Raw genomic sequence first — 20699 nt, forward strand, 5'->3', positions numbered from 1 at the left:
ACAGGGCCATCGGTGAGATCTCCTTCGATGAGTACTTGGCGGTACACACCGAGAATCACGCCGATGGCCCCCCTACACCCGGAGCCACTCCGCTACCCCAAACCCCACCACTCCTTGGGACGCTCGCCCGAGGGCGGTGAGCACTGCGCCTTCAGCGGACCCCGCCACTCTCGAGTGAAACAGCTGGACAGCAACGCTGACAGCATCGGGACCCGACACAGCTGGACGACAACGGAGGTGTATTGGCTCGGGGGCGTAGGCAAAGATGCCTCGGAGCCGCCCGGGCACGCTCACCCACTCCTGAAAATCGGAACGCCAACGATACGCGGCGGACTGGACGTCGTGATGTGACGTCCGTCCCCTTAGATGAGGATCAGGGCGGCTCGCGATACGCGGCAGGGGCCGCGGCCACTCCTACGGCGGGGTATCGACAGGAGCCGCAACGGGCCACAACCGGGCCATTAGCACCGGCCGACACGAGGTTTCTGAGGGCACTAGGGGGCACCTGCGGGAGCACGACTCAGCCGTCGACGCAGCCGTTCACAGGATTCCCAAGCTGGACACAGAGCCGCCCGGCCAGGACGGCTTGCCGGATCTCTTGCCGTTGAAATTTCGTGCAACATCTCGTGCTATATCTCTCGGCCCATCGGGGTCTCTGACGGTGAGTCACGGTACGTCAGCCGTCCCGCCAGACTCGACCCGGGATGGACAAAGCCGCAGGTCAGGGGTCCCTGACCTGCGAATTTTGACTGGTGGCCAGGGGCGGGGTCGAACCGCCGACCTTCCGATTTTCAGTCGGACGCTCGTACCAACTGAGCTACCTGGCCGTGGTGCGCCGAGCGCACCATCGCGACGGGGTGGCCCGCCGCGACCGGTCGATCATAGCCCATCCGGTGGGCCGTCCCGAACCACCGTAGGGACCGCCCGGACGCCACCGAGAGGCTGCTTAGACGAGGCGGGCGCCCCGCCACAACCGGGCGGACGGGCCGCCGATGAGGCCGCAGTCGGTGAGGAAGGACGTGAGGTTCTCGGCCGCTCCACGCAGCTTCGCGGTGTGGTGTTCGTTGGCCTTCGCGGCGCGCACGGCGGCGTCGGGGTTGAGGCCCACCGCGGCATACACGTCGGGCTGGACGAGGTTGTGGATGATGATGTTGGCGACGATGCCGAGGACGACGCGCTGCCGCGCCCGCTCGGCGCGACCCATCGCCTCGGCCCGGCGCGCGATCTCGTCGCGCGCGAACCGCATGTGGCGTGCCTCCTCGACGACGTGGATCCGGCTGACGGCCCGGGTGAGCGGCTGGACCTGCTCGTCGTCGATGACCTCCCGCTGGAAGATGTCGAGCACCTCCTCCGCGACGAGGATCGAGGCGTAGAGCGAGGGCCCGGTGGCGAGGGTCTTGAAGAGGCGGCCGAGCTGGTGGTCGAGCCCGGTGGGCTGGTACGACCGCGCGCCGAACTTCTCCGCGGTGCGCGCGAACATCACGGAGTGGCGGCACTCGTCGCCGATCTCGGTGAGCGCGAACTGCACGTGCGGAGTGGCCGGGTCCTGGTCGTAGACGTCGCGCAGGATCATCTGCATCAGGATCATCTCGAACCAGATGCCGACCCCCGAGATCGAGCAGAACTCCAGCTCGGTCAGGCGGATCCGCTGCTCCAGCGTGAGCTCGTCCCACAGCGGGGTGGCGTAGAGCGACGACCACTGCGCGGACATGCCGTAGAGCCCGGCCTCGAGCGGCTCGGACCAGTCGATGTCCTTCTGTGGGTCGTACGAGGTCTTCGCGGCAGACGCGAGCAGCCGCCGCGCGGTGGTGTCGCGGTCGTGCCGGGGGCGGACGCGCTCGAGGGCCGGCGCGGTGGTCGTGGGGGTCATGGGGGCTCCTCCGGATATGTGTGAATCCGAGTAACGCCTACCATGGTTCACATGAAGAGCGATGCCGTCAAGGGGGGCGTCCCACCGGACGTCGCGGACCGCGGGCGCCCGGACGGCGCGGAGCGCGTCCGACCGGACGGCCGGTCGGAGCGCTGGCGGGCCCATCGCGAGGAGCGGCGCCGGGAGTTCGTCCAGGCGGCCGTCACCGCGATCCGCCAGCACGGCCCGCGCATCGGCCTCGACGACGTCTGCGCGGTGGCCGGGGTGAGCAAGCCGGTCGTCTACCGCCACTTCAAGGACAAGGACGACCTGTTCCGCGCCGTCCTCGAGTTCGCCGCCGAGGACGTCTTCCTCCCTCGGCTCGTGCAGGCCCTCGAGACCGGCTCCGCCGACGACCGCGCCGTCGTCGCCTCGGCCGTCCGCGCCTACGTCGCCACCGTGCGCGAGGACCGCGACCTCTACCGGTTCGCCTTCGCGCACAACGGACTCGGCGACGGAGGCGACTTCGTGGGCGGCGTCGAGTCGGCGGTCGCACAGGCCCTCGTGGCGTTGCTCGCCACCCGTCGCGGCGAGCCCGCGGACGACGACGAGCACGTGGCGTATGCCGTGGTGGGCCTCGTGCAGCTCGCGACCCACCGCTGGCTCGACCGGCCCACGATCCCCGAGGATCGCCTCGTCGAGCTGCTCACCTCGCTCGCGTGGGAGGGGCTGGCGCCCAAGGTCTCCCCGCCTGCCTGACGGTCAGTACTGCGGCTGCCCCTTGGCCACGAGGGTCAGCACGTCGTAGGTCGCGACCGGCTCGCCGGCCGAGTTGCTCACGACCGCGTCCCAGCGCACCTCGCCGTAGTCGGCGGAGCGCCGCGGCGAGATCTGCTTGACGGTGAGAAGCACGGAGATCTCGTCGTCGGCCTTGACCGGCGTGAGGAACCGCAGGTTGTCGACGCCGAAGTTGGCCAGGACGGGCCCCGGGTCGGGCTGGACGAACAGGCCGGCCGCGAGCGACACCACGAGGTAGCCGTGAGCCACGATCCCGCCGAACAGCTCGTTCTTCTGTGCCGCCGCTTCGTCGGTGTGGGCGTAGAACGTGTCGCCCGTGAACTCGGCGAAGTGCTCGATGTCCTCGAGCGTCACCCGGCGCGACGCCGACTGCACCGTGTCGCCGATCCGCAGCTCTGCCAACGACTTCCTGAACGGGTGCACCTCCTCGACCCGTCGCTGTGCCCCCTTCGTCCAGCGGCCGGTGATCGCCGTGAGCATGTCGGGCGAGCCCTGCAGGGCCGTGCGCTGCATGTGGTGCAGGATGCCGCGGACGCCGCCGAGCTCCTCGCCGCCACCGGCGCGACCGGGGCCGCCGTGGACGAGCATGGGCAGGGGCGAGCCGTGGCCGGTCGACTCCGGGGCCGCCGCGCGGTCGAGCACCAGGATGCGGCCGTGCCAGGGCGCGAGGCCGAGCGTGATGTCCCGAGCCACGGCCGGGTCGTGCGTCACGAGCGAGCCCACGAGCGAGCCCTTGCCCCGCGCCGCGAGGGCGATCGCCTCGTCGACGGTGTCGTAGGAGATGACCGTGCTCACCGGCCCGAACGGCTCCACGTCGTGCGGCTCGACCGCACCGGCGCGGGCCCGCAGCAGCACCGGCGCGAGGAAGGCGCCGACCGCGAAGTCCGCGTCGAGGAGCTCGGCCGAGTCCGGGTTGCCCCAGACGACGTCGCACGAGGCCTGGAGCGAGGCGATGGCCTTGCGCACCTCGTCGCGCTGCTCCACCGACGCCAGCGCACCCATGCGGACGTCCGGGTTCGCCGGGTTGCCGACGGTGGTCCTCTCCAGCCGGTCGCCGATCGCCTCGACGACCGCGTCCGCCATGCCTGCCGGGACGATGGCGCGCCGGATCGCCGTGCACTTCTGGCCGGCCTTGACCGTCATCTCGGTGACGACGCCCTTGACGAACAGGTCGAACTCGGGGTCGTCCACCGTGACGTCCGGGCCGAGGACCGAGCAGTTGAGCGAGTCGGCCTCGACGCCGAGCTGGACGCCGCCGTGCAGCACGTTGGGGTGGCTGCGCAGGATGCCGGCCGTGTGGGCCGAGCCGGTGAACGCGACCGAGTCCTGCACCGTGAGGGCGTCGAGCAGCCCCGACGCGCTGCCGCTGAGCAGCTGCAGCGTGCCCTCGGGGAGGATCCCGGACTCGATGATCCGGCGGACCACGATCTCGGTGAGGTATGCCGTCTGGCTGGCCGGCTTGACGATGCTCGGCACCCCGGCGATGAAGGCGGGCGCCAGCTTCTCGAGCATGCCCCACACGGGGAAGTTGAAGGCGTTGATCTGGACCGCCACGCCCGGCCGCGTCGTGTAGACGTGCTGGCCGACGAACTGGCCCTGGCGCCCGAGCTGCTCCAAGCCGCCGTCGAGGTAGACCGTGTCGGCCGGCATCTCACGGGTGCCCTTGCTCGCGACGGAGAAGAGCGTGCCGAAGCCGCCGTCGATGTCCACCGCCGAGTCGCGCCTGGTGGCCCCGGTGCGGGTCGAGAGCTCGTAGAACTCGTCCTTGCTCGCGGTGAGGTGCGCGGCGAGCTGCTTGATGATGGCCGAGCGCTCGTGGAACGTCAGGTCCCGCAGCGCGGGCCCGCCCACCGTGCGCGCGTGCTCCACCATGGCGCCGACGTCGAGGCCGGTCGAGGAGATCCGGGCGACCTCCTCGCCGGTCGTGGCGTCCCGCAGGGGGGTGCCCTCGTCGGAGGCGCGGAACCACCGGCCCGCGGCATAGCTCTCGAGCATCGACATGGGGTGTTGTCCTCTCCCTCGGTGCGTGCCACACTAATACAGACCGCTCGGTCAGTAAATGCCTGCGCGGCCATTCCCCGTGCCACCGGCCGTGCTCTCTTCCCGGGGGCGCGGGATGCTGGTTCCCACCACCCTCGGGAGGACGCGATGACGACGGCTCCGGAACGCACCCGCGGCGACGGCACGGGAGGCGACGACGCGGCATACGAAGCGGGCTTCGACGCCACCATCGCACGCGGCGACCGCATCGAGCCACGGGACTGGATGCCCGAGGGCTACCGGCGGACGCTGGTCCGGCAGGTCGCGCAGCACGCGCACTCGGAGATCATCGGCATGCAGCCGGAGGGCAACTGGCTCACCCGTGCGCCCTCGCTGCGGCGCAAGGCGATCCTGCTCGCCAAGGTGCAGGACGAGGCCGGCCACGGGCTGTACCTCTACTCCGCGTGCGAGACCCTCGGCGTCTCGCGCCAGGAGCTCACCGAGATGCTCATCGACGGCCGGCAGAAGTACTCCTCGATCTTCAACTACCCGACCCTGTCCTACGCCGACGTCGGCACGATCGGCTGGCTCGTCGACGGCGCCGCGATCTGCAACCAGGTGCCGCTGTGCCGCACCTCGTTCGGCCCGTACGGCCGGGCGATGATCCGCATCTGCAAGGAGGAGTCCTTCCACCAGCGGCAGGGCTTCGAGCTGCTCATGACGATGATGCGCGGCACCGACGAGCAGCGAGCCATGGTGCAGGAGTCGGTGGACCGGTTCTGGTGGCCGGCGCTGATGATGTTCGGCCCGCCGGATGCCGAGTCGCCCAACACCCAGCAGTCGATGGCGTGGGGGATCAAGCGCAACACCAACGACGACCTGCGCCAGCGCTTCGTCGACATGACCGTGCCGCAGGCGAAGGCGCTCGGCGTCACCCTCCCCGACCCCGACCTGCGCTGGAACGCCGAGCGCGGCGCCCACGACTTCACCCAGCCCGCCTGGAGCGAGTTCATGCAGGTCGTCAAGGGCAACGGACCGTGCAACGCCCAGCGGATCGCCCACCGCCGCAAGGCGCACGAGGACGGCGCCTGGGTGCGCGAGGCGGCGACCGCGTATGCGGCGAAGCAGGCTGCCGCGGCCCACGACCAGGAGGGTGCGGCATGACCGACGAGACGGCGAAGGCCCAGGGCGTGCGCGCCGAGTGGCCGCTGTACGAGGTGTTCGTCCGCGGCAAGCGGGGGCTCAACCACGTCCACGTCGGGTCGCTGCACGCCGCCGACGACCGGATGGCGCTGATGCACGCCCGCGACGTGTACACCCGGCGCAACGAGGGCGTGAGCATCTGGGTCGTGAAGTCGGCCGACATCACGGCGTCGAGCCCGGACGAGAAGGACCCGCTGTTCGCCCCGAGCGGTGACAAGGTCTACCGGCACCCGACCTTCTACACGATCCCCGACGACGTCCCCCACATGTGAGCGTGCGATGAGCCACCCCACCCCCGACCCGAACGACGCCGCCGGCTCCGTCTACGACGGGCTGCTCGAGCACGAGCCGGCCGGCGACGCCGCGCACTGGGCCTTCGGCACCGACTTCGAGGACCCGCTCGCCGGCGTCGACACCACGATCCCCGAGGGCGTCGACCCGGCGGTCCTCGGCGCCTACTCGCTCATGCTCGCCGACGACGCGCTCATCGCCTCGCACCGGCTTTCGGAGTGGTGCAGCCGCGCGCCCGACCTCGAGGAGGACATCGCCCTCGCGAACATCGCGCTCGACCTGCTGGGCCAGGCGCGGCTCCTGCTGGCCCGGGCCGCGGCCGCCGACCCCTCGCTCGTGCCCGCCCTTCCCGAGGGCTCGCCCGTCCCGCCCGAGGACGCGCTGGCGTTCTTCCGCGGCGACCAGCAGTTCCGCAACGTCCGGCTCGTCGAGCTCGACAACGGCGACTTCGCCGTGACGATCGTCAAGCTGCTGCTGTTCTCCTGCGCCCGGATCGCGGTGTTCGAGCGGCTGGCCGACAGCCGCGACCACGTCCTGGCCGCCGTCGCCGCGAAGGGCGTCAAGGAGCTGACCTACCACCGCGACTTCGCCGGCCGCTGGTTCCTCACGCTCGCCCAGGGCACCGAGGAGTCCCGGCGCCGGCTCGATGCCGCACTGGCGTCGGTCTGGCCGCTGTTCGCCGAGCTGTTCGACACCCACGACGCCGAGCGCGCGGCCGCCGAGCAGGGCGTGGGCGTGGACCCGGCGACCGTGGCGGACGAGGTCGGGGTCGTCCTGGCGCAGGTGTTCGCGATGAGCGGCGTCGAGCAGCCCGCTACGGTGCGGATGGCCGCGGTGGCCGGCCGCACCGGGCGCGACGGCATGCACACCGAGGCGCTGAGCCGGCTGCTCGCCGAGATGCAGTCCGTGGCGCGTGCCCACCCGATGGGGCAGTGGTGACCGCCGTGTCGACCCGCGTCGGCCGGGGGGTCGAGGACGCGTCGGCGGTGGCAGGGCGCCCGGCGACCGCCTCGTTGGCCGAGGACCTCCGCGCGCAGGCGTATGCCGTGGCCCGCACCGTCACGGACCCCGAGCTGCCGATGCTGACGCTGGACGACCTCGGGGTCCTGCGGGGTGTCGACGTCGAGGCCGACGGCACGGTCGTCGTCTCGATCACCCCGACGTACTCCGGGTGCCCGGCGATGGCCACCATGCGCGACGACCTCGTCCGCGCGCTCGCCGACGCCGGTCTGGACGCGCGGGTGCGCGTCTCCCTGTCGCCGGCGTGGACGAGCGACTGGATCAGCGAGCGCGGTCGCGCCGCCCTGGCCGACGCGGGGATCTCCGCGCCGCACCGGGTCGGTCACCGCGCCGGTGGCCCCGTACCGCTCACCCTCGCGCCCACCCGCCGCGCCGTCACCTGCCCCCGCTGCGGGTCGGCCGACACCGCGCTCACCTCCGAGTTCGGGCCGACGTCGTGCAAGGCGCTCTACCGCTGCACGTCCTGCCTCGAGCCGTTCGAGCACGTCAAGGAGATCTGAGTGACCGCCACGGGTTCCCTCCTCGTCCCCGCCGGCCGTCGGCGCGGGCCGCGGTTCCACGAGCTCACGGTCCACTCCGTCGAGCGGCTGACCGACGACTCCGCAGCGGTGACGTTCGACGTTCCCGAGGAGCTCGCCGCCGAGTACGACTTTGCGCCGGGCCAGTCCCTCACCATCCGGCGCACCATCGACGGCGTGGAGGAGCGTCGGCAGTACTCCATCTGCGCGGCCGCGGCGGAGCGCCCGCGGATCGGCGTCCGCGAGATCCCGGGCGGCCTGTTCAGCCGCTGGCTGGTCCGTGAGGTCAGGGCCGGCGACGTGCTCGAGGTGCAGACGCCGTCGGGCTCGTTCCGCGCGGACCCGACCGTGGGCGAGCGCCACCTGTGTATCGCGGCCGGCTCGGGCATCACGCCGATGCTGTCGATCGCCGCCAGCGTGCTGGCCAACCCGGGCTCGGAGCTGACCCTGTTCTACGGCAACCGCACCACCGCCTCCGTGATGTTCGCCGAGGAGCTGGCCGACCTCAAGAACCGCTACGGCTCGCGGTTCCAGCTCGTGCACGTCCTGTCCCGCGAGCCGCGGGACGTCCCGCTCTTCTCGGGCCGCCTCGACGCCGACCGCATCCGCGCCCTCACCGGCGCCTTCGTCCCGATCGACGCGGTCGACCACGTCTGGCTCTGCGGCCCGCACGCGATGATCGAGGGGGCACGCGAGACGCTCGCCGACCTCGGTGTCGAGCCCCGGCGCGTGCACTTCGAGCTCTTCTACGTCGACGCGCCGCCGCCGGAGCTGCACCGGCCCGACGAGGAGCTCGCGGGGGAGACGAGCGAGGTCACGGTGGTGCTCGACGGGCTCACCAGCACCGCCCCGATCTCGCGGTCGACCAGCATCCTCGACGGCGCCCAGCGCACCCGTACCGACCTGCCGTTCGCGTGCAAGGGCGGCGTCTGCGGCACCTGCCGCGCCCTCGTCCGTGAGGGCGAGGTCGACATGCGTCGCAACTACGCCCTCGAGGACGGCGAGGTCGACGAGGGCTTCGTCCTGACCTGCCAGTCCTACCCCGTCAGCGAGCACGTCACCGTCGACTTCGACGCGTGACCACCCCTGTCCTGCAAGGAGATTGACGTGCCCGAAGCGTTCATCGTCGATGCGGTCCGGACCCCCATCGGCCGGTATGCCGGTGCGCTGGCCACCGTGCGCCCCGACGACCTGGCGGCGCTCGTGGTGGGCGAGGTCGTCCGCCGCGCCGGGGTCGACCCGGCGCTCGTCGACGAGGTGGTCCTCGGTGCTGCGAACCAGGCGGGGGAGGACAACCGCAACGTCGCCCGCATGGCGTGGCTGCTCGCCGGGCTGCCCGACTCGGTGCCCGGCTTCACGGTCAACCGGCTGTGCGCCTCGGGCATGACCGCGATCACCACAGCCCGGCAGATGGTCGCCTCGGGTGACGCCGATCTGGTCGTCGCCGGCGGGGTCGAGTCGATGACCCGCGCGCCCTGGGTGCAGGAGAAGCCGGCCAAGGCGTTCGGCCGCCCCGGTGCGGCGTTCGACACCTCGATCGGCTGGCGCTTCACCAACCCCCGGTTCGACGTCGACACCACGCTGACCATGCCGCAGACCGCCGAGCGGGTGGCGCAGCGCTGGGGGCTGAGCCGGGAGGAGCTCGACGCCTTCGCGCTGCGCTCCCACCAGCGGGCCGTGGCCGCCATCGAGGCGGGCCGGTTCGAGGCCGAGACCGTCGCGGTGCCGGTGGGCGACAGCGCCGTCACGGTCGACGAGGGCCCGCGCGCCGACACCAGCCTGGAGAAGCTCGCGAGGCTGCGGCCCCTGCACGGCCCGGACGGCCTCGTCACGGCCGGCAACTCCAGCGCCCTCAACGACGGTGCGGCAGCGGTCGTCGTCGCCTCGGAGGCGTTCGTGCAGAAGCACGGCCTCACCCCGCGGGCCCGCATCGTCGGCGGTGCCAGTGCCGGTGTGGCCCCGGAGGTCATGGGTATCGGCCCGGTCCCCGCCACGCGCAAGGCCCTCGACCGGGCCGGCTGGACGGTCGAGGACCTGGACGCCGTCGAGCTCAACGAGGCCTTCGCCTCGCAGTCCCTGGCCTGCGTCCGGGACCTCAAGCTGGACGAGGAGGTCGTCAACGCCGACGGCGGGGCCATCGCCCTCGGCCACCCGCTCGGCTGCTCGGGAACCCGGATCGTGGTGACCCTGCTCGGTCGGCTCGAGCGCGCCGGCGCCCGGCGGGGCCTGGCGACGATGTGCGTGGGCGTCGGGCAGGGCACTGCCCTGCTGCTGGAGCGCCCGTGACCGCCGCGGAGCAGTCCGGGCCCCCCGCGCGCCGCCTGCCGGCACGGGTCGGGGTCTACGGCGGCGGCCGGATGGGCGCCGGCATCGCGCACGCCTTCGTCTCGGCCGGGTCGCAGGTCGTCGTCGTCGAGAGCTCGGCGGAGGCCGCTCACGCGGCCTCCGCCCGGATCGCGGGCAGTCTGGCGAAGGCGGCCGACCGCGGCACCCTGGGGGTCGACGCCGAAGTCGCGCACGCGGCATACCGGACGACGACGGACCCGGCCGACCTCGCCGAGGTGACGCTGGTCGTCGAGGCGGTGCCCGAGGACGCCGGGCTCAAGCAGACGGTGTTCGCGACCGTCGAGCGGGCGGCGCCGGAGGCCGTGCTGGCCACCAACACGAGCTCGCTGTCGATCGACTCCATCGCCGAGGGCCTGTCGCGTCCGGAGCGGCTGGTCGGCCTGCACTTCTTCAACCCGGTGCCGGTCAGCGACCTCGTCGAGGTGGTCGTCGGGCGACGCACCGACCCCGGCCTGGTCGACGAGGCCCGCTCGTGGGTCGAGGCGCTCGGCAAGACGGCGATCACGGTGCAGGACGCGCCGGGGTTCGCCAGCAGCCGGCTCGGGGTCGCGATCGCGCTCGAGGCGATGCGGATGGTGCAGGAAGGCGTGGCCAGCGCCGAGGACATCGACACCGCGATGACGCTGGGCTACCGGCACCCGGTGGGCCCGCTGCGGACCACCGACCTCGTGGGGCTCGACGTGCGGCTGGCGATCGCCGAGCACCTGGCGCGCGAGCTCGGGCCACGGTTCGAGCCGCCGCAGCTGTTGCGGGACAAGGTCGCCGCCGGCGAGCTCGGCCGCAAGGCGGGCCGCGGCTTCTACGACTGGTGAGGTGACCCGGGGCTGACGGCGAGGCCGTCGAACGCGATCGTGGTGATGGCCTCGGACAGGTCCCTGGCGTCGGCCGGGCCGCCGGGCCGGTGCCACTCGACCAGCGAGTTGACCATGCCGAACAGCAGGCGGCTCACGAGCTGGGGCGACACGTCGGAGCGCAGCGACCCCTCGTCGACGGCTTCCCGGACGAGGTCGGCGAGCCGGGCGTCGATGGCGCGGCGGCGGCGCAGCGCCTCCACCTCCACCGGGCTGTTGCCGCGCACCCGCAGCAGCAGGGTGACCGCGGGCTGGTGCTCGACGAGGACCTCGACCGACAGCTGCACGGCGCGGCGCAGTCGTTCGTAGGCGCTGGACCCCGGCTCGTGGCGTTCCGCCTCGTCGATCACGGCGGTCAGGCCGTCGAGCGCCTCGTCGAGGGCCTGCGACAGCAGGTGCTCCTTGCCGGGGACGTGGTGGTAGATCGCGGACTTGCTGAACCCGAGGGCCCGGGCGAGGTCGCCCATGCTGGTGCCGTCGTAGCCCTGCTCGTTGAACAGGTCCACCGCGCGGCGCAGGACCGTCTGCTGGTCGCGGCCGGGGCGACCCCTCCGCGGGGCGGTCCCGGCGCCGCCGACGTCCGTCGCGCTCACGGGCTCACTGTCCCACAACGGCCGCGTGTCTCAGGGGTCGTCGCGACGGAGAGGGGCCTCGGCGCGCGAGTCCGCTCGCACCTCCGCAAGCTCCGGTGCTCCTGCCAGGCCCAACCAGCGCGCCTCGGTCCTTCTCCGCCCCTCCTCGGCTCCTCTGGCCACGTGCGGGAGGTCACGTCCCATTTCGGACAGGTCGCGGAAGAGGAGTCGGGTCGCGGGCTGTTGTCCCCACCATGCGAGCACTCACGTATGCGCAGTACGGCGGTCCTGAGGTCCTGGAGCTGACGCAGCAGGCCGATCCCCGGGTCGGGCCGGGAGAGGTGCTGGTCAGGGTCAGGTCGGCCTCGGTCAACCCGGTCGACTGGAAGGTCATGGCCGGCTACCTGGACCCGCTGATGCAGGTGGACTTCCCCGCCATCCCCGGGTGGGACGCCGCTGGCGTGGTCGAGGCGGTGGGGCTGGACACGCCCGAGTTCGCGCTCGGCGACGAGGTCATCGCCTACGCGCGCAAGGACTGGGTGCAGCAGGGCACGTTCGCCGAGCTGGTGTCGGTGCCGGTGCGCACGGCCGCGCGCAAGCCCGCCTCGCTCGACTGGGACCAGGCCGCCGGGCTGCCGCTCGCGGGCCTCACGGCATACCAGCTGCTCAGCCGGCTGGGGCTGCGCGAGGGTGAGACGGTCCTCGTGCACGCGGCCGCCGGCGGCGTCGGGGTTCTGGCCGTCCAGGTCGCCCGCGCGCTCGGCGCGCGGGTCATCGGCACGGCGTCGGAGTCGAACCACGAGTTCCTGCGTGGGCTGGGGGCGGAGCCGGTGACGTACGGCGAGGGCCTGGTCGAGCGGGTCCGCGCGCTGGCGCCCGGGGGCGTCGACGTCGTCGCGGACTTCGTGGGGGACGTGCTCGACTCGACCCTCGGCGTCCTCGCCGACGGCGGCCGGCACGGGTCGGTGGCCGACGGCACGGTCGCCGAGAAGGGCGGCCTCTACGCGTGGGTGCGTCCCAACGCGGCCGACCTGCAGGTCCTGTCGGACCTCGCCGACCAGGGCAAGCTGACGGTGCCGGTGGCGGAGTCGTTCCCGCTGGAGGAGACGGCGAAGGCGTTCGAGCTGAGCCAGGGCGGCCACGTCCGCGGCAAGGTCGCGATCCGCGTCAGCGAGTGACGCGCACCGACGGCGCCCCAGGACGATCGCGTCCCCGGGGCGCCGTCGTGTCAGGCTCGCTGGCGTGTCAGGGCCGGCCGGTGGCCTCCGTGACGGCCTGCCAGAGCCGGTCGCGGGCCGCGTCGTCCTCCACGCGCACCGGTGCGTAGTGCGTCGCCCGGGCCCGCCTGTCGTGCCAGAACTTCCCGGTCCCGAGGGGCGCGTCCGTCGCGACCAGCCAGACGACCGTGTCGGCGCCACCCCGGGCGTCGCGCAGGATCGGGCCCACGACCTTGGCGAAGCCGGGGAGCGAGTCGGTGACCCCCGGCGTGTCCGCCCAGCCCGGGTGCATCGAGTGCACTCCGGTGCCCTGGCCGGCGAGCTCGAGCGCCCACCGCTCGGCGAGGACGACCTGCATCCGCTTCGTCCGGGCGTATGCCGTGGTGCCCGAGTAGGTGCCCTGCGTGTACTCGTAGTCGTCCACGGGCAGCGGCTGGGCGTACATGCCGCCGGAGGACACCACGACCACCCGACCACCGGCGAGCCGGTCCCCCAGGGCGAAGGTGAGGGCGTGCGGGCCGAGGACGTGCGTCGCGTAGGTCAGCTCGTGGCCCTGGGCGCTGGTGCGTCGCTCGGGCGGCAGCACGCCGGCGTTGTGGACCAGGGCGTGCAGGGTGGGGAGCTCGTCGCGCAGCCGCGCGGCATACGCCTCCACGGCGTCCAGGTCGCTGAGGTCGCACACGTCGACGTCGGCCTGGGCCGTCGGCACCTCGGCGACGAGCCCCCGCCGGGCCGTCTCGAGCCGTCCCTCGTCGCGGCCGACGAGGCGCACGCGGGCGCCGAGGCCGGCCAGGCCGGTGGCGGTGGCGAGTCCCAGCCCGCCGCTCGCCCCGGTCACCACCACGGTGCGGCCGGCGAGCACGCCCGGGCGCGGGTCGTCCGGCCACCACGACCGGCGCAGGGCGGGGCCGACCTTGCTGTAGCCGAGCACGACCGACTTGTCGAGGAGCCAGTCGAGTCCGTCGGTGAGGGCTGCCATGGTTCAACCCTAGGTGGGCCCTGCCCACGCGGCTCCGGGCAGGGTCTCCCGCCTGCCGTGCCTCGACGAGCGCGCAGGCACCGGCGCGGCGCGTGCCGGGCGACGGGAACGACGAAGGGCCCACACTCTCGTGTGGGCCCTTCGCTCTGGGCGACCCCGACGGGACTCGAACCCGCGACCTCCGCCGTGACAGGGCGGCGCGCTAACCAACTGCGCTACGGGGCCTCGGATGGCTCTGAGGCCTTGCAAAACAGTATCCCCAACGGGATTCGAACCCGTGCTACCGCCGTGAAAGGGCGGGGTCCTAGGCCGCTAGACGATGGGGACCGGCACTTCGCCGAACCCTCGCCCAGCGACTGCGCTCGGATCCGTCGAGGACTCCGAAAGCATAGGGGCACCCCGCCCCGATCTCCAAAACGGGGTCCCGTCCCCGGCCTCGGTGCTAGGACCTCGCCGCTCGCAGGGCCGCGCGCAGCAGCTCCACCGCCTCCGCGTCGCCGAGCCCGGCGGCGACCGCCCCGCTCGGCGAGGTCCGCGGGCGCTGCGCCCGAGGGCGACGTCGGTGGCCTGGGCGCCCGGCGCGACGACCGTGCCGGCCCGGCGCCCGGTCGTGACGAGCCCGTCCGCCTCCAGCTCCTTGTACGCGCGGGCGACGGTGTTGACCGCGAGCCCCAGCTCGGTCGCGAGGGCGCGCACCGTCGGCAGCCGGTCGCCCTCCCGGAGGTCCCCGCCGGCGATCCGGCGGGCCACCTGGGCACGCACCTGCTCGAACGGCGGGTCCGCCGCCGTGAGGTCGATCGTGACCAGGGGCCGCGTCACGACTGCGACCCCGTCCACTCCAGCAGGCGCTCGACCGGCCAGGTGGTGACGATCCGGTCCTCGGGGATGCCGAGGCGCTCGGCGCGCTCACAGCCGTAGGCCTTCATCTCCAGCTGCCCGGGCGCATGGGCGTCGGAGTCGATCGCGAACAGGCAGCCGAGGTCCAGGGCCAGCTCGACGAGCTCGTCGGGCGGGTCGCAGCGCTCGGGGCGGCTGTTGATCTCCACGGCGGTGCCGTGCTCGGCGCAGGCCTCGAAGACCGCGCGCGCGTCGAACTCCGACTGCGGGCGCTTGCCCCGCGTCCCCTCCACGAGCCGCCCGGTGCAGTGGCCGAGGACGTTGACGCGCGGGTTCGAGACCGCGGCCACCATCCGCCTCGTCATGGGAGCGGCGTTCATCCGCAGCTTGGAGTGGACGCTGGCGGTGACGACGTCGAGCTGGCCGAGCATGCGGTCGGTCTGGTCGAGCGAGCCGTCGTCGAGGATGTCGACCTCGATCCCCTTGAGCAGCCGGAAGCTGTCGCCGAGCGAGGCGTTGACCGCGTCGACGACCGCCAGCTGCTTGGTCAGCCGCTCGACGGTCAGCCCGTTGGCGACCCGCAGCTGGGGGGAGTGGTCGGTGAGCGCCAGCCACTCGTGGCCGAGCTCGACGGCGGTCAGGACCATCTCCTCGATCGGGCTGCCGCCGTCGGACCAGCTCGAGTGCGAGTGGCAGTCGCCGGTGATGCGCGCGAGCAGGTCCTCGCCACCCGTGACGAGTGGTCTCGCCTTGTCCTGCAACGTCGTGAGGTATGCCGGGAGCTCACCGTCGAGCGCCTCCGCCACGACTCCCGCGGTCGACTTCCCGATCCCGGGCAGGTCCTGCAGCGTGCCTGCCTCGTGGCGGGCACGGAGCTCGTCCTCCGGGGTCTCGCGGACGGTGAGGACGGCCTTGCGGAACGCCTCGACCCGGTAGGACCCCGCCCGCTCGCGCTCGAGCAGGAAGGCGACCCGGCGCAGCGCCTCGTCAGGCGCGACGGGCGCGGTGAGGGGGGCGACGGCGGCGACCACGCGGCATACCCTCCCGGCTCACCAGGAGGTGTGCAGCGGCCGGCCCTCGGCGAACCCGGCGGTGCTCTGCAGCCCCACCACCGCGCGCTCGGCGAACTCCTCGATCGTCCGAGCCCCGGCGTACGTGAAGCTCGAGCGGACGCCGGCCACGATCTGGTCGATGACGTCCTCCACGCTCGGCCGTTCGGGGTCGATGAACATGCGCGCCGAGGAGATCCCCTCCTCGAAGAGCGCCTTGCGGGCCCGCTCGTAGGCCGTGTCGGTCGCCGTGCGGTTGCGGACCGCGCGGCTGCTGGCCATGCCGAAGGACTCCTTGAAGCGGCGGCCGCGCTCGTCGGTGAACAGGTCGCCGGGCGACTCCAGGGTGCCGGCGAACCACGAGCCGACCATGACGTTCGAGGCGCCGGCGGCCAGGGCGAGGGCCACGTCGCGCGGGTGGCGCACCCCGCCGTCGGCCCAGACGTGCTTGCCGTGGCGGCGGGCCTCGGTGGCGCACTCGAGCACCGCGGAGAACTGCGGTCGGCCGACCGCGGTCATCATCCGGGTGGTGCACATGGCGCCGGGTCCGACCCCGACCTTGACGATATCCGCACCCGCCTCGATGAGGTCGCGGGTGCCCGCCGCGGAGACGACGTTGCCGGCGGCGATGGGCACCTGCGGGTCGAGGGCCCGCACGGCGCGCAGCGCGTCGAGCATCTTCTCCTGGTGGCCGTGGGCGGTGTCCATGACGAGCAGGTCGACACCGGCCTCGAGGAGGGCTGCGGCCTTTCCCGCGACGTCGCCGTTGATGCCGACGGCGGCGGCGATCCGCAGGCGGCCCTGCGCGTCGACGGCAGGGGAGTAGAGCCGGGCCCGCAGGGCGCCGGCGCGGGTGATGATGCCGACCAGGTCGCCCGCCTCGTCGACCACGGGGGCGACGTGGTGGTGGGTGGTCGCGAGGGTGTTGAAGGCCTCTTCCGGGTCGGTGCCGTCGGTGACCAGGACCGGCTCGCGGGTCATGACCTCCTGCACCTGGGTGAAGCGGTCGACACCGGTCAGGTCGGCCTCGGTCACGATGCCTATGGGGCGCCGGCCCGACTCGTCGACGACGACCGCTGCGCCGTGGGCGCGCTTGGGCAGCAGGACGAGGGCAGCGCCTGCGGTCTCGTGCGCGCTCAGGGTGATCGGGGTGTCGTGGACGAGGTGGCGACGCTTGACCCAGGCGGTGACCTCGCTGACCACGTCGACCGGGATGTCCTGCGGGATGACCGCCAGGGCGCCGCGGCGGGCGACGGTCTCGGCCATGCGGCGGCCGGCGATGGCCGTCATGTTGGCGACGACGAGCGGGATCGTCGTGCCGCTGCCGTCGGAGCTCGTCAGGTCGACGTCGAGCCGGCTCGTGACGTCGGAGCGGCTCGGGACCATGAAGACGTCGTCGTAGGTCAGGTCGAGCTGGGGCTGGAGGCCGTTGAGGAACTGCACGGGCCCGAGTCTAGGTCGGGCCGCGAGGACGGCAGCCTGCCCGCCGAGGGCTGGTCCGGGTGCTGCGTCACTGATCCGGGTGCGGATGAGTGACGCAGCAGTCAGTGCGAGCCGAACTGGTTGCGGACGATCGCGTCCCAGACCCGGTCGCCGCCCATGGTCCGGGCCGTGATGGCGGCGCGCGCGGCGGCGGTCACGACGTAGCGGCTGCGCGGCGAGCGCGACTCCAACGCCTTGAGCACGACCCTGGCGACGGCCTCGGGGCCGCTGGCCAGCAGGGGGTTGGAATAGCCGCCTGAGGTGATGCTCGCGCTGGTCGCGAGCAGGTCGGCATACGGGGAGCCGTCGGTGCCGGCGTGCGCCTCGGACGTCAGGGCCGTCTCCTCGAACCCGGTCCGGATCAGCCCCGGCTCGACGAGGCTGACGGAGATGCCGAACGAGCGGACCTCGTTGCGCAGGGCGTCGCTGATCGCCTCCACGGCGTACTTGGTGGCGTGGTAAAAGCCGCCGACCGGCCAGGTGAGCCGGCCGCCCATGGAGCCGATGTTGACGATGCGTCCCGCCCGGGCGGCGCGCATCGCGGGGAGCACGAGCTGGGTGAGCCGGGCGAGCCCGAACACGTTGGTCTCGAACATCGTCCGCACCTTGTCGAGGTCGGTCTCCTCGATCGTGCCGTACTCGCCGTACCCGGCGTTGTTGACGAGCGCGCCGACCCGGCCGTGCTCGTCCTCGACCGCCTTGACGGCTGCGGACATCGACTCCTCGGAGGTCACGTCGAGCGCCAGCACGCGGGCGCCCGCGGACTCGAGGTCGGCCAGGACCTCCGGCCGCCGGGCAGTGGCGTAGACGGTGTGGCCTGCCTTGAGCAGCAGGTCGGCGCTGGCGGCCCCGATGCCGGACGAGCAGCCGGTGACGAGCACCGGGCCGAGCGGTGCGGCCGTCACGGGCGGTCCTTCCCTCGCCGGGCGAGGACGCGTTCCACCCCGGCATAGGTCAACCACCCGACCGCGAGAGCGGCGACGAACGCCACCCAGCTCGACAGGTCGGGCCACAGCGCCGTCACGAGCTCGCGGACCAGCACCATCGCGCAGATGGCGACGACGAGCGGAAGGTACGTCGCGGCGAGGGACCGGCGCGGGCGCGGGGACGCGGGGGACATGGCGACAGTCTGCCGGACGGGCGCCGGACCCGTGCCGGGAGCCGGCGGACGCCCGGCGGGCACCCGGCCGTCAGGAGGCGTTGCGGCGCGGGCGGATCCGCACCGCGGGGAGGGCGGGGGCGGGCAGGTGCTGCACGGCACCGGTATACCCCTGCACCTCACCGAACCGGTCGGAGCCGGCCATCCACTCCTCGCGGGCCCGCACGACGTCCTCGTGCGTGCGGCCGACGAAGTTCCACCACATGACGATCTCCTCCTCGAAGGGAGGACCCCCGAGGACGACGGCACGCGCAGTGGACGTCGACCGGTTGGCGAGCAGGAGCGTGTCACGGCCCGCGGGGAGGTGGCCCATGCCGGCCCGGGGCAGCAGCGTGCCACCGAGCTCGAGCCCGTCGGTGTCGGCGAGGACCCCGTGCTCGAACTCCGGGTCGAGCGCGAGGTCGAGCCGCGCACCCGGCGGGAGGACGACCTCGGCCCCCAGGAGCGGCGTGAACGTCCGCACCGGCGAGGTCTGCCCCGCGAGCGAGCCGAGGAAGACCGACACGGTGGCGCCGTCGAGCTCGACCGGCGTGGGCGTGTGGTGCTGGAAGTCGCGCGGGGCGTCCCGATGCGCGTCCGGCAGGGCCACCCACAGCTGGACGCCGTGCAGCGTGGTGGTGCCCGGTGTCGACACCTCGGAGTGGGCGACGCCGTGGCCGCCGGTCATGAGGTTGAGCTCGCCCGGCCGGACGACGGCGTGGGTGCCGAGGCTGTCGCGGTGCTCGACCTCGCCCGCGAAGAGCCAGCTGACGGTCTGCAGCCCGGTGTGCGGGTGCGGCGGCACGTCCATGCCGCCGGTGCTCGAGACGTCGTCGGGGCCGTAGTGGTCGGCGAAGCACCAGGCACCGATCATCGAGCGCTGCCGCTGCGGCAGGGTCCGCCGCACCGTCATCGCGCGGGGCCCGCCGAGGGGGACGTCGCGCGGCTCGAGCACCTCGACGCCGGGTGTGCCGTCCCGGTCGTCCGTCCCGTGTGCCACCGTCTCGCGCGGCCGGCTCTCGACGTTGCTCACCTGCCCAGTGTGGCACCCGGTCCGTCGGCAGCGGACCGGGCAGCCGACCGCCTGAGCAGGTTCGCAGGGCCGGGGCTCCCGAGGCGTCTCGGCCCCCGAGGCGCAGCGGCCGGTGGGTCGAGGCGCGTGGGTGCGCCGAGCGGAACCTCAGCGGCCCTGCACCCGGCGGCGCAGGCCGTCCTTGGGCATCCGGATGGGCCCGCTGTCGGTGGGCACGACCGCGTCCCCGCTGTGCAGCTCGAGCTCCCGCGCGAGCCGGCGGGCGTCGAGCAGCAGTGCGCCGTATGCCGGCCAGGCCCGGGGGTCGTCCAGCCGCGTGTCGCGCACGGCGTCGCCCAGCCGGTCCAGGACCGTGACCGCCTCGCCGAGCTCGCGGCTCACCGCCCGCCTCTCCTCGTCGTCGGCGAGACCGAAGTGGGTGAGCGCCGCGCCGACGTGGTCGAGCGCCTCGGCGTAGGCCTCGAGGAAGCGCTGGCTCGGTGCCGGCAGGGACTCGCCCTCGTCGGCGGCGTCGACCAGCGTGCGCGCGATCCCGGAGACCTGCCACTGGCTGCGCCGGACCGCCTCCACCGCGGCGGCGTAGCCGGCCCAGTCCACGTTGAGGCCCTGCAGGTTGTCCCTGGGGTTGAAGCGGGTGCTCTCCCGCCCCGTCTCGATCTCCGCGTGCACCTGGGGCGCGAGCCGGATGATGTCGGTGCTGGTGTCGTACCAGCCGCGGGCCTCGTCGGCGTCCCACCCCTCGCGCAGCCCCGTGGCGATGGCGGCCAACAGGTCGGACACCCGGGTGGTCAGGGTCATGATCTGCTCGCGGGGCTCCCGCAGGTGCAGCGGCGGCAGCACGATGGCGTTCGTGAGCACGCCGATGACGCCCCCGGCGAGGGTCTCCAGGACCGTCAGGTAGGTGAAGTCGACGTTGGTGCCGCCCACGGTCAGCAGGGAGAGCAGGACCATGGTGGGCACCTGGATGCCGTGGTCGCCCAGCCGCCGCCACCGCGCGATGAGCAGCGCCAGGTAGATCACCGGCAGCATCGACCACCAGTGCACCCCCAGGGTCGACCCGACCAGCCAGGCCGTGAGCATGCCGACGACCACCGCGGCGACGCGCTGGGCGCTCGCCCCGATCGAGCGCACCATGGTGCGGTCCACGACGAGCAGGGCTGCCATCGGCGCGTAGAAGGCCTGCTGGCTGCCGATGACGTGAACCGCGAACTGCCACGCGATGACGGTGGCGAGGGCAGCCTTGCCCATGAGCAGGGCGGCATCCCGTTCCGGGCCCGCGGTGCGCACCGCCGTCCAGGCCGCGTCCCACCAGCCGTGGACGACGTCGCCGAGCAGGCGCCTCGCTCTCGTCGACGCGCCGTGCCCTTCCCCCTTCGTGCCCCCCGGCTCAAAGGTGTCCATCAGGGCGACCCTAGGCCTCCCGGCTGGGCCGACGCCAGACTGCCCGGCGCCGTCCCGGGAGGTTCACCCGCCCGGTCGTCGCCCGTCACCGCCTCGGTGTCCCTGTCGTCACCCTTGGGCTCTTTGCGCAGGTAG

Annotated in this window: 20 protein-coding genes and 3 tRNA genes; 9 read left to right on the top strand and 14 right to left on the bottom strand. The window is 73.0% G+C overall.

Features of this window, described 5'->3' with window-relative positions:
* Positions 1-750: 750 nt before the first annotated feature.
* Both ACYVDO_RS09320 and ACYVDO_RS09325 read right to left on the bottom strand, forming a co-directional pair.
* A tRNA-Phe gene (locus ACYVDO_RS09320) sits at positions 751-827 on the bottom strand.
* Between the two features lie 119 nt (positions 828-946).
* Positions 947-1870 (bottom strand): AurF N-oxygenase family protein, encoded by a 924-nt coding sequence (locus ACYVDO_RS09325; protein WP_460935072.1) that lies wholly within the window; start codon positions 1868-1870, stop codon positions 947-949.
* Positions 1871-1921: 51 nt separating this feature from the next.
* On the opposite strand from ACYVDO_RS09325, the gene ACYVDO_RS09330 reads away from it, so the two are divergent.
* Positions 1922-2608, top strand: coding sequence for a TetR/AcrR family transcriptional regulator (locus ACYVDO_RS09330; protein ID WP_460935074.1), 687 nt, complete (start codon positions 1922-1924; stop codon positions 2606-2608).
* A gap of 3 nt (positions 2609-2611) precedes the next feature.
* Here the strand turns inward: ACYVDO_RS09330 and paaZ are convergent, their stop codons facing one another.
* On the bottom strand, positions 2612-4642 hold the full coding sequence (gene paaZ / locus ACYVDO_RS09335; protein ID WP_460935752.1) for a phenylacetic acid degradation bifunctional protein PaaZ: 2031 nt from the start codon (positions 4640-4642) through the stop codon (positions 2612-2614).
* A 153-nt stretch (positions 4643-4795) separates the two neighbouring features.
* Here paaZ and paaA point away from each other — a divergent pair, with 153 nt between their 5' ends.
* The 7 genes from paaA to ACYVDO_RS09370 are packed head-to-tail and all read left to right on the top strand — an operon-like array spanning position 4796 to position 10817.
* Positions 4796-5791: a 1,2-phenylacetyl-CoA epoxidase subunit PaaA gene (gene paaA / locus ACYVDO_RS09340; RefSeq protein ID WP_460935076.1), complete on the top strand. Its 996-nt coding sequence runs from the start codon at positions 4796-4798 to the stop codon at positions 5789-5791.
* On the top strand, positions 5788-6102 hold the full coding sequence (paaB, locus tag ACYVDO_RS09345; RefSeq protein WP_460935078.1) for a 1,2-phenylacetyl-CoA epoxidase subunit PaaB: 315 nt from the start codon (positions 5788-5790) through the stop codon (positions 6100-6102). The genes paaA and paaB overlap by 4 nt, the downstream gene beginning before the upstream one ends.
* A gap of 7 nt (positions 6103-6109) precedes the next feature.
* Positions 6110-7060: a 1,2-phenylacetyl-CoA epoxidase subunit PaaC gene (gene paaC, locus ACYVDO_RS09350; RefSeq protein ID WP_460935080.1), complete on the top strand. Its 951-nt coding sequence runs from the start codon at positions 6110-6112 to the stop codon at positions 7058-7060.
* The gene (gene paaD / locus ACYVDO_RS09355) at positions 7057-7641 is read left to right on the top strand and encodes a 1,2-phenylacetyl-CoA epoxidase subunit PaaD (protein WP_460935082.1); all 585 of its coding nucleotides are present in this window, start codon (positions 7057-7059) and stop codon (positions 7639-7641) included. Before paaC ends, paaD begins: the two co-directional genes overlap by 4 nt.
* Entirely contained in the window at positions 7642-8739 is a 1098-nt protein-coding gene (gene paaE / locus ACYVDO_RS09360) for a 1,2-phenylacetyl-CoA epoxidase subunit PaaE (RefSeq protein ID WP_460935084.1), read from the top strand.
* Between the two features lie 27 nt (positions 8740-8766).
* The gene (locus ACYVDO_RS09365) at positions 8767-9945 is read left to right on the top strand and encodes a thiolase family protein (protein WP_460935086.1); all 1179 of its coding nucleotides are present in this window, start codon (positions 8767-8769) and stop codon (positions 9943-9945) included.
* A complete protein-coding gene (locus ACYVDO_RS09370; protein ID WP_460935088.1) occupies positions 9942-10817 on the top strand; it encodes a 3-hydroxyacyl-CoA dehydrogenase family protein in 876 nt (291 codons plus the stop codon). The genes ACYVDO_RS09365 and ACYVDO_RS09370 overlap by 4 nt, the downstream gene beginning before the upstream one ends.
* On the opposite strand, the gene ACYVDO_RS09375 is transcribed toward ACYVDO_RS09370, so the two are convergent.
* Positions 10805-11449 carry a TetR/AcrR family transcriptional regulator gene (locus ACYVDO_RS09375; protein ID WP_460935090.1) on the bottom strand — a complete coding sequence of 215 codons (645 nt, stop codon included), beginning with the start codon at positions 11447-11449 and terminating at the stop codon, positions 10805-10807. The two genes, ACYVDO_RS09370 and ACYVDO_RS09375, sit on opposite strands and share 13 nt — an antisense overlap.
* 233 nt (positions 11450-11682) lie before the next feature.
* On the opposite strand from ACYVDO_RS09375, the gene ACYVDO_RS09380 reads away from it, so the two are divergent.
* Positions 11683-12606 carry an NADP-dependent oxidoreductase gene (locus ACYVDO_RS09380; protein ID WP_460935092.1) on the top strand — a complete coding sequence of 308 codons (924 nt, stop codon included), beginning with the start codon at positions 11683-11685 and terminating at the stop codon, positions 12604-12606.
* Positions 12607-12673: 67 nt separating this feature from the next.
* On the opposite strand, the gene ACYVDO_RS09385 is transcribed toward ACYVDO_RS09380, so the two are convergent.
* The 10 genes from ACYVDO_RS09385 to ACYVDO_RS09430 form a co-directional block, all read right to left on the bottom strand.
* Complete coding sequence (locus ACYVDO_RS09385) at positions 12674-13624, bottom strand: SDR family NAD(P)-dependent oxidoreductase (RefSeq protein ID WP_460935094.1); 951 nt, start codon at positions 13622-13624, stop codon at positions 12674-12676.
* A 151-nt stretch (positions 13625-13775) separates the two neighbouring features.
* Positions 13776-13849, bottom strand: a tRNA-Asp gene (locus tag ACYVDO_RS09390).
* A 29-nt stretch (positions 13850-13878) separates the two neighbouring features.
* A tRNA-Glu gene (locus ACYVDO_RS09395) sits at positions 13879-13951 on the bottom strand.
* Positions 13937-14461: a GntR family transcriptional regulator gene (locus ACYVDO_RS09400; protein ID WP_460935096.1), complete on the bottom strand. Its 525-nt coding sequence runs from the start codon at positions 14459-14461 to the stop codon at positions 13937-13939. The genes ACYVDO_RS09395 and ACYVDO_RS09400 overlap by 15 nt, the downstream gene beginning before the upstream one ends.
* Entirely contained in the window at positions 14440-15492 is a 1053-nt protein-coding gene (locus ACYVDO_RS09405) for a PHP domain-containing protein (RefSeq protein ID WP_460935098.1), read from the bottom strand. Before ACYVDO_RS09405 ends, ACYVDO_RS09400 begins: the two co-directional genes overlap by 22 nt.
* Positions 15493-15510: 18 nt before the next feature.
* Positions 15511-16953 (bottom strand): GuaB1 family IMP dehydrogenase-related protein, encoded by a 1443-nt coding sequence (locus tag ACYVDO_RS09410; RefSeq protein WP_460935100.1) that lies wholly within the window; start codon positions 16951-16953, stop codon positions 15511-15513.
* A gap of 101 nt (positions 16954-17054) precedes the next feature.
* On the bottom strand, positions 17055-17897 hold the full coding sequence (locus ACYVDO_RS09415) for an SDR family NAD(P)-dependent oxidoreductase (RefSeq protein ID WP_460935102.1): 843 nt from the start codon (positions 17895-17897) through the stop codon (positions 17055-17057).
* Positions 17894-18112: a hypothetical protein gene (locus tag ACYVDO_RS09420; protein WP_460935104.1), complete on the bottom strand. Its 219-nt coding sequence runs from the start codon at positions 18110-18112 to the stop codon at positions 17894-17896. The genes ACYVDO_RS09415 and ACYVDO_RS09420 overlap by 4 nt, the downstream gene beginning before the upstream one ends.
* 70 nt (positions 18113-18182) lie before the next feature.
* A complete protein-coding gene (locus tag ACYVDO_RS09425) occupies positions 18183-19163 on the bottom strand; it encodes a pirin family protein (protein ID WP_460935106.1) in 981 nt (326 codons plus the stop codon).
* Positions 19164-19310: 147 nt separating this feature from the next.
* Positions 19311-20564 carry an FUSC family protein gene (locus ACYVDO_RS09430; RefSeq protein WP_460935108.1) on the bottom strand — a complete coding sequence of 418 codons (1254 nt, stop codon included), beginning with the start codon at positions 20562-20564 and terminating at the stop codon, positions 19311-19313.
* Positions 20565-20699: the final 135 nt, after the last annotated feature.

The organism is Phycicoccus ginsengisoli (genome assembly GCF_054779295.1).

Bases quoted from the DNA above. Each gene is read 5' to 3' on its own strand.
- ACYVDO_RS09325 (WP_460935072.1), bottom strand. From the start codon at position 1,870: ATGACCCCCACGACCACCGCGCCGGCCCTCGAGCGCGTCCGCCCCCGG.
- paaC (WP_460935080.1), top strand. From the start codon at position 6,110: ATGAGCCACCCCACCCCCGACCCGAACGACGCCGCCGGCTCCGTCTAC.
- ACYVDO_RS09380 (WP_460935092.1), top strand. From the start codon at position 11,683: ATGCGAGCACTCACGTATGCGCAGTACGGCGGTCCTGAGGTCCTGGAG.
- ACYVDO_RS09420 (WP_460935104.1), bottom strand. From the start codon at position 18,112: ATGTCCCCCGCGTCCCCGCGCCCGCGCCGGTCCCTCGCCGCGACGTAC.
- ACYVDO_RS09385 (WP_460935094.1), bottom strand. From the start codon at position 13,624: ATGGCAGCCCTCACCGACGGACTCGACTGGCTCCTCGACAAGTCGGTC.
- ACYVDO_RS09430 (WP_460935108.1), bottom strand. From the start codon at position 20,564: ATGGACACCTTTGAGCCGGGGGGCACGAAGGGGGAAGGGCACGGCGCG.
- paaA (WP_460935076.1), top strand. From the start codon at position 4,796: ATGACGACGGCTCCGGAACGCACCCGCGGCGACGGCACGGGAGGCGAC.
- ACYVDO_RS09330 (WP_460935074.1), top strand. From the start codon at position 1,922: ATGAAGAGCGATGCCGTCAAGGGGGGCGTCCCACCGGACGTCGCGGAC.
- paaZ (WP_460935752.1), bottom strand. From the start codon at position 4,642: ATGCTCGAGAGCTATGCCGCGGGCCGGTGGTTCCGCGCCTCCGACGAG.
- paaB (WP_460935078.1), top strand. From the start codon at position 5,788: ATGACCGACGAGACGGCGAAGGCCCAGGGCGTGCGCGCCGAGTGGCCG.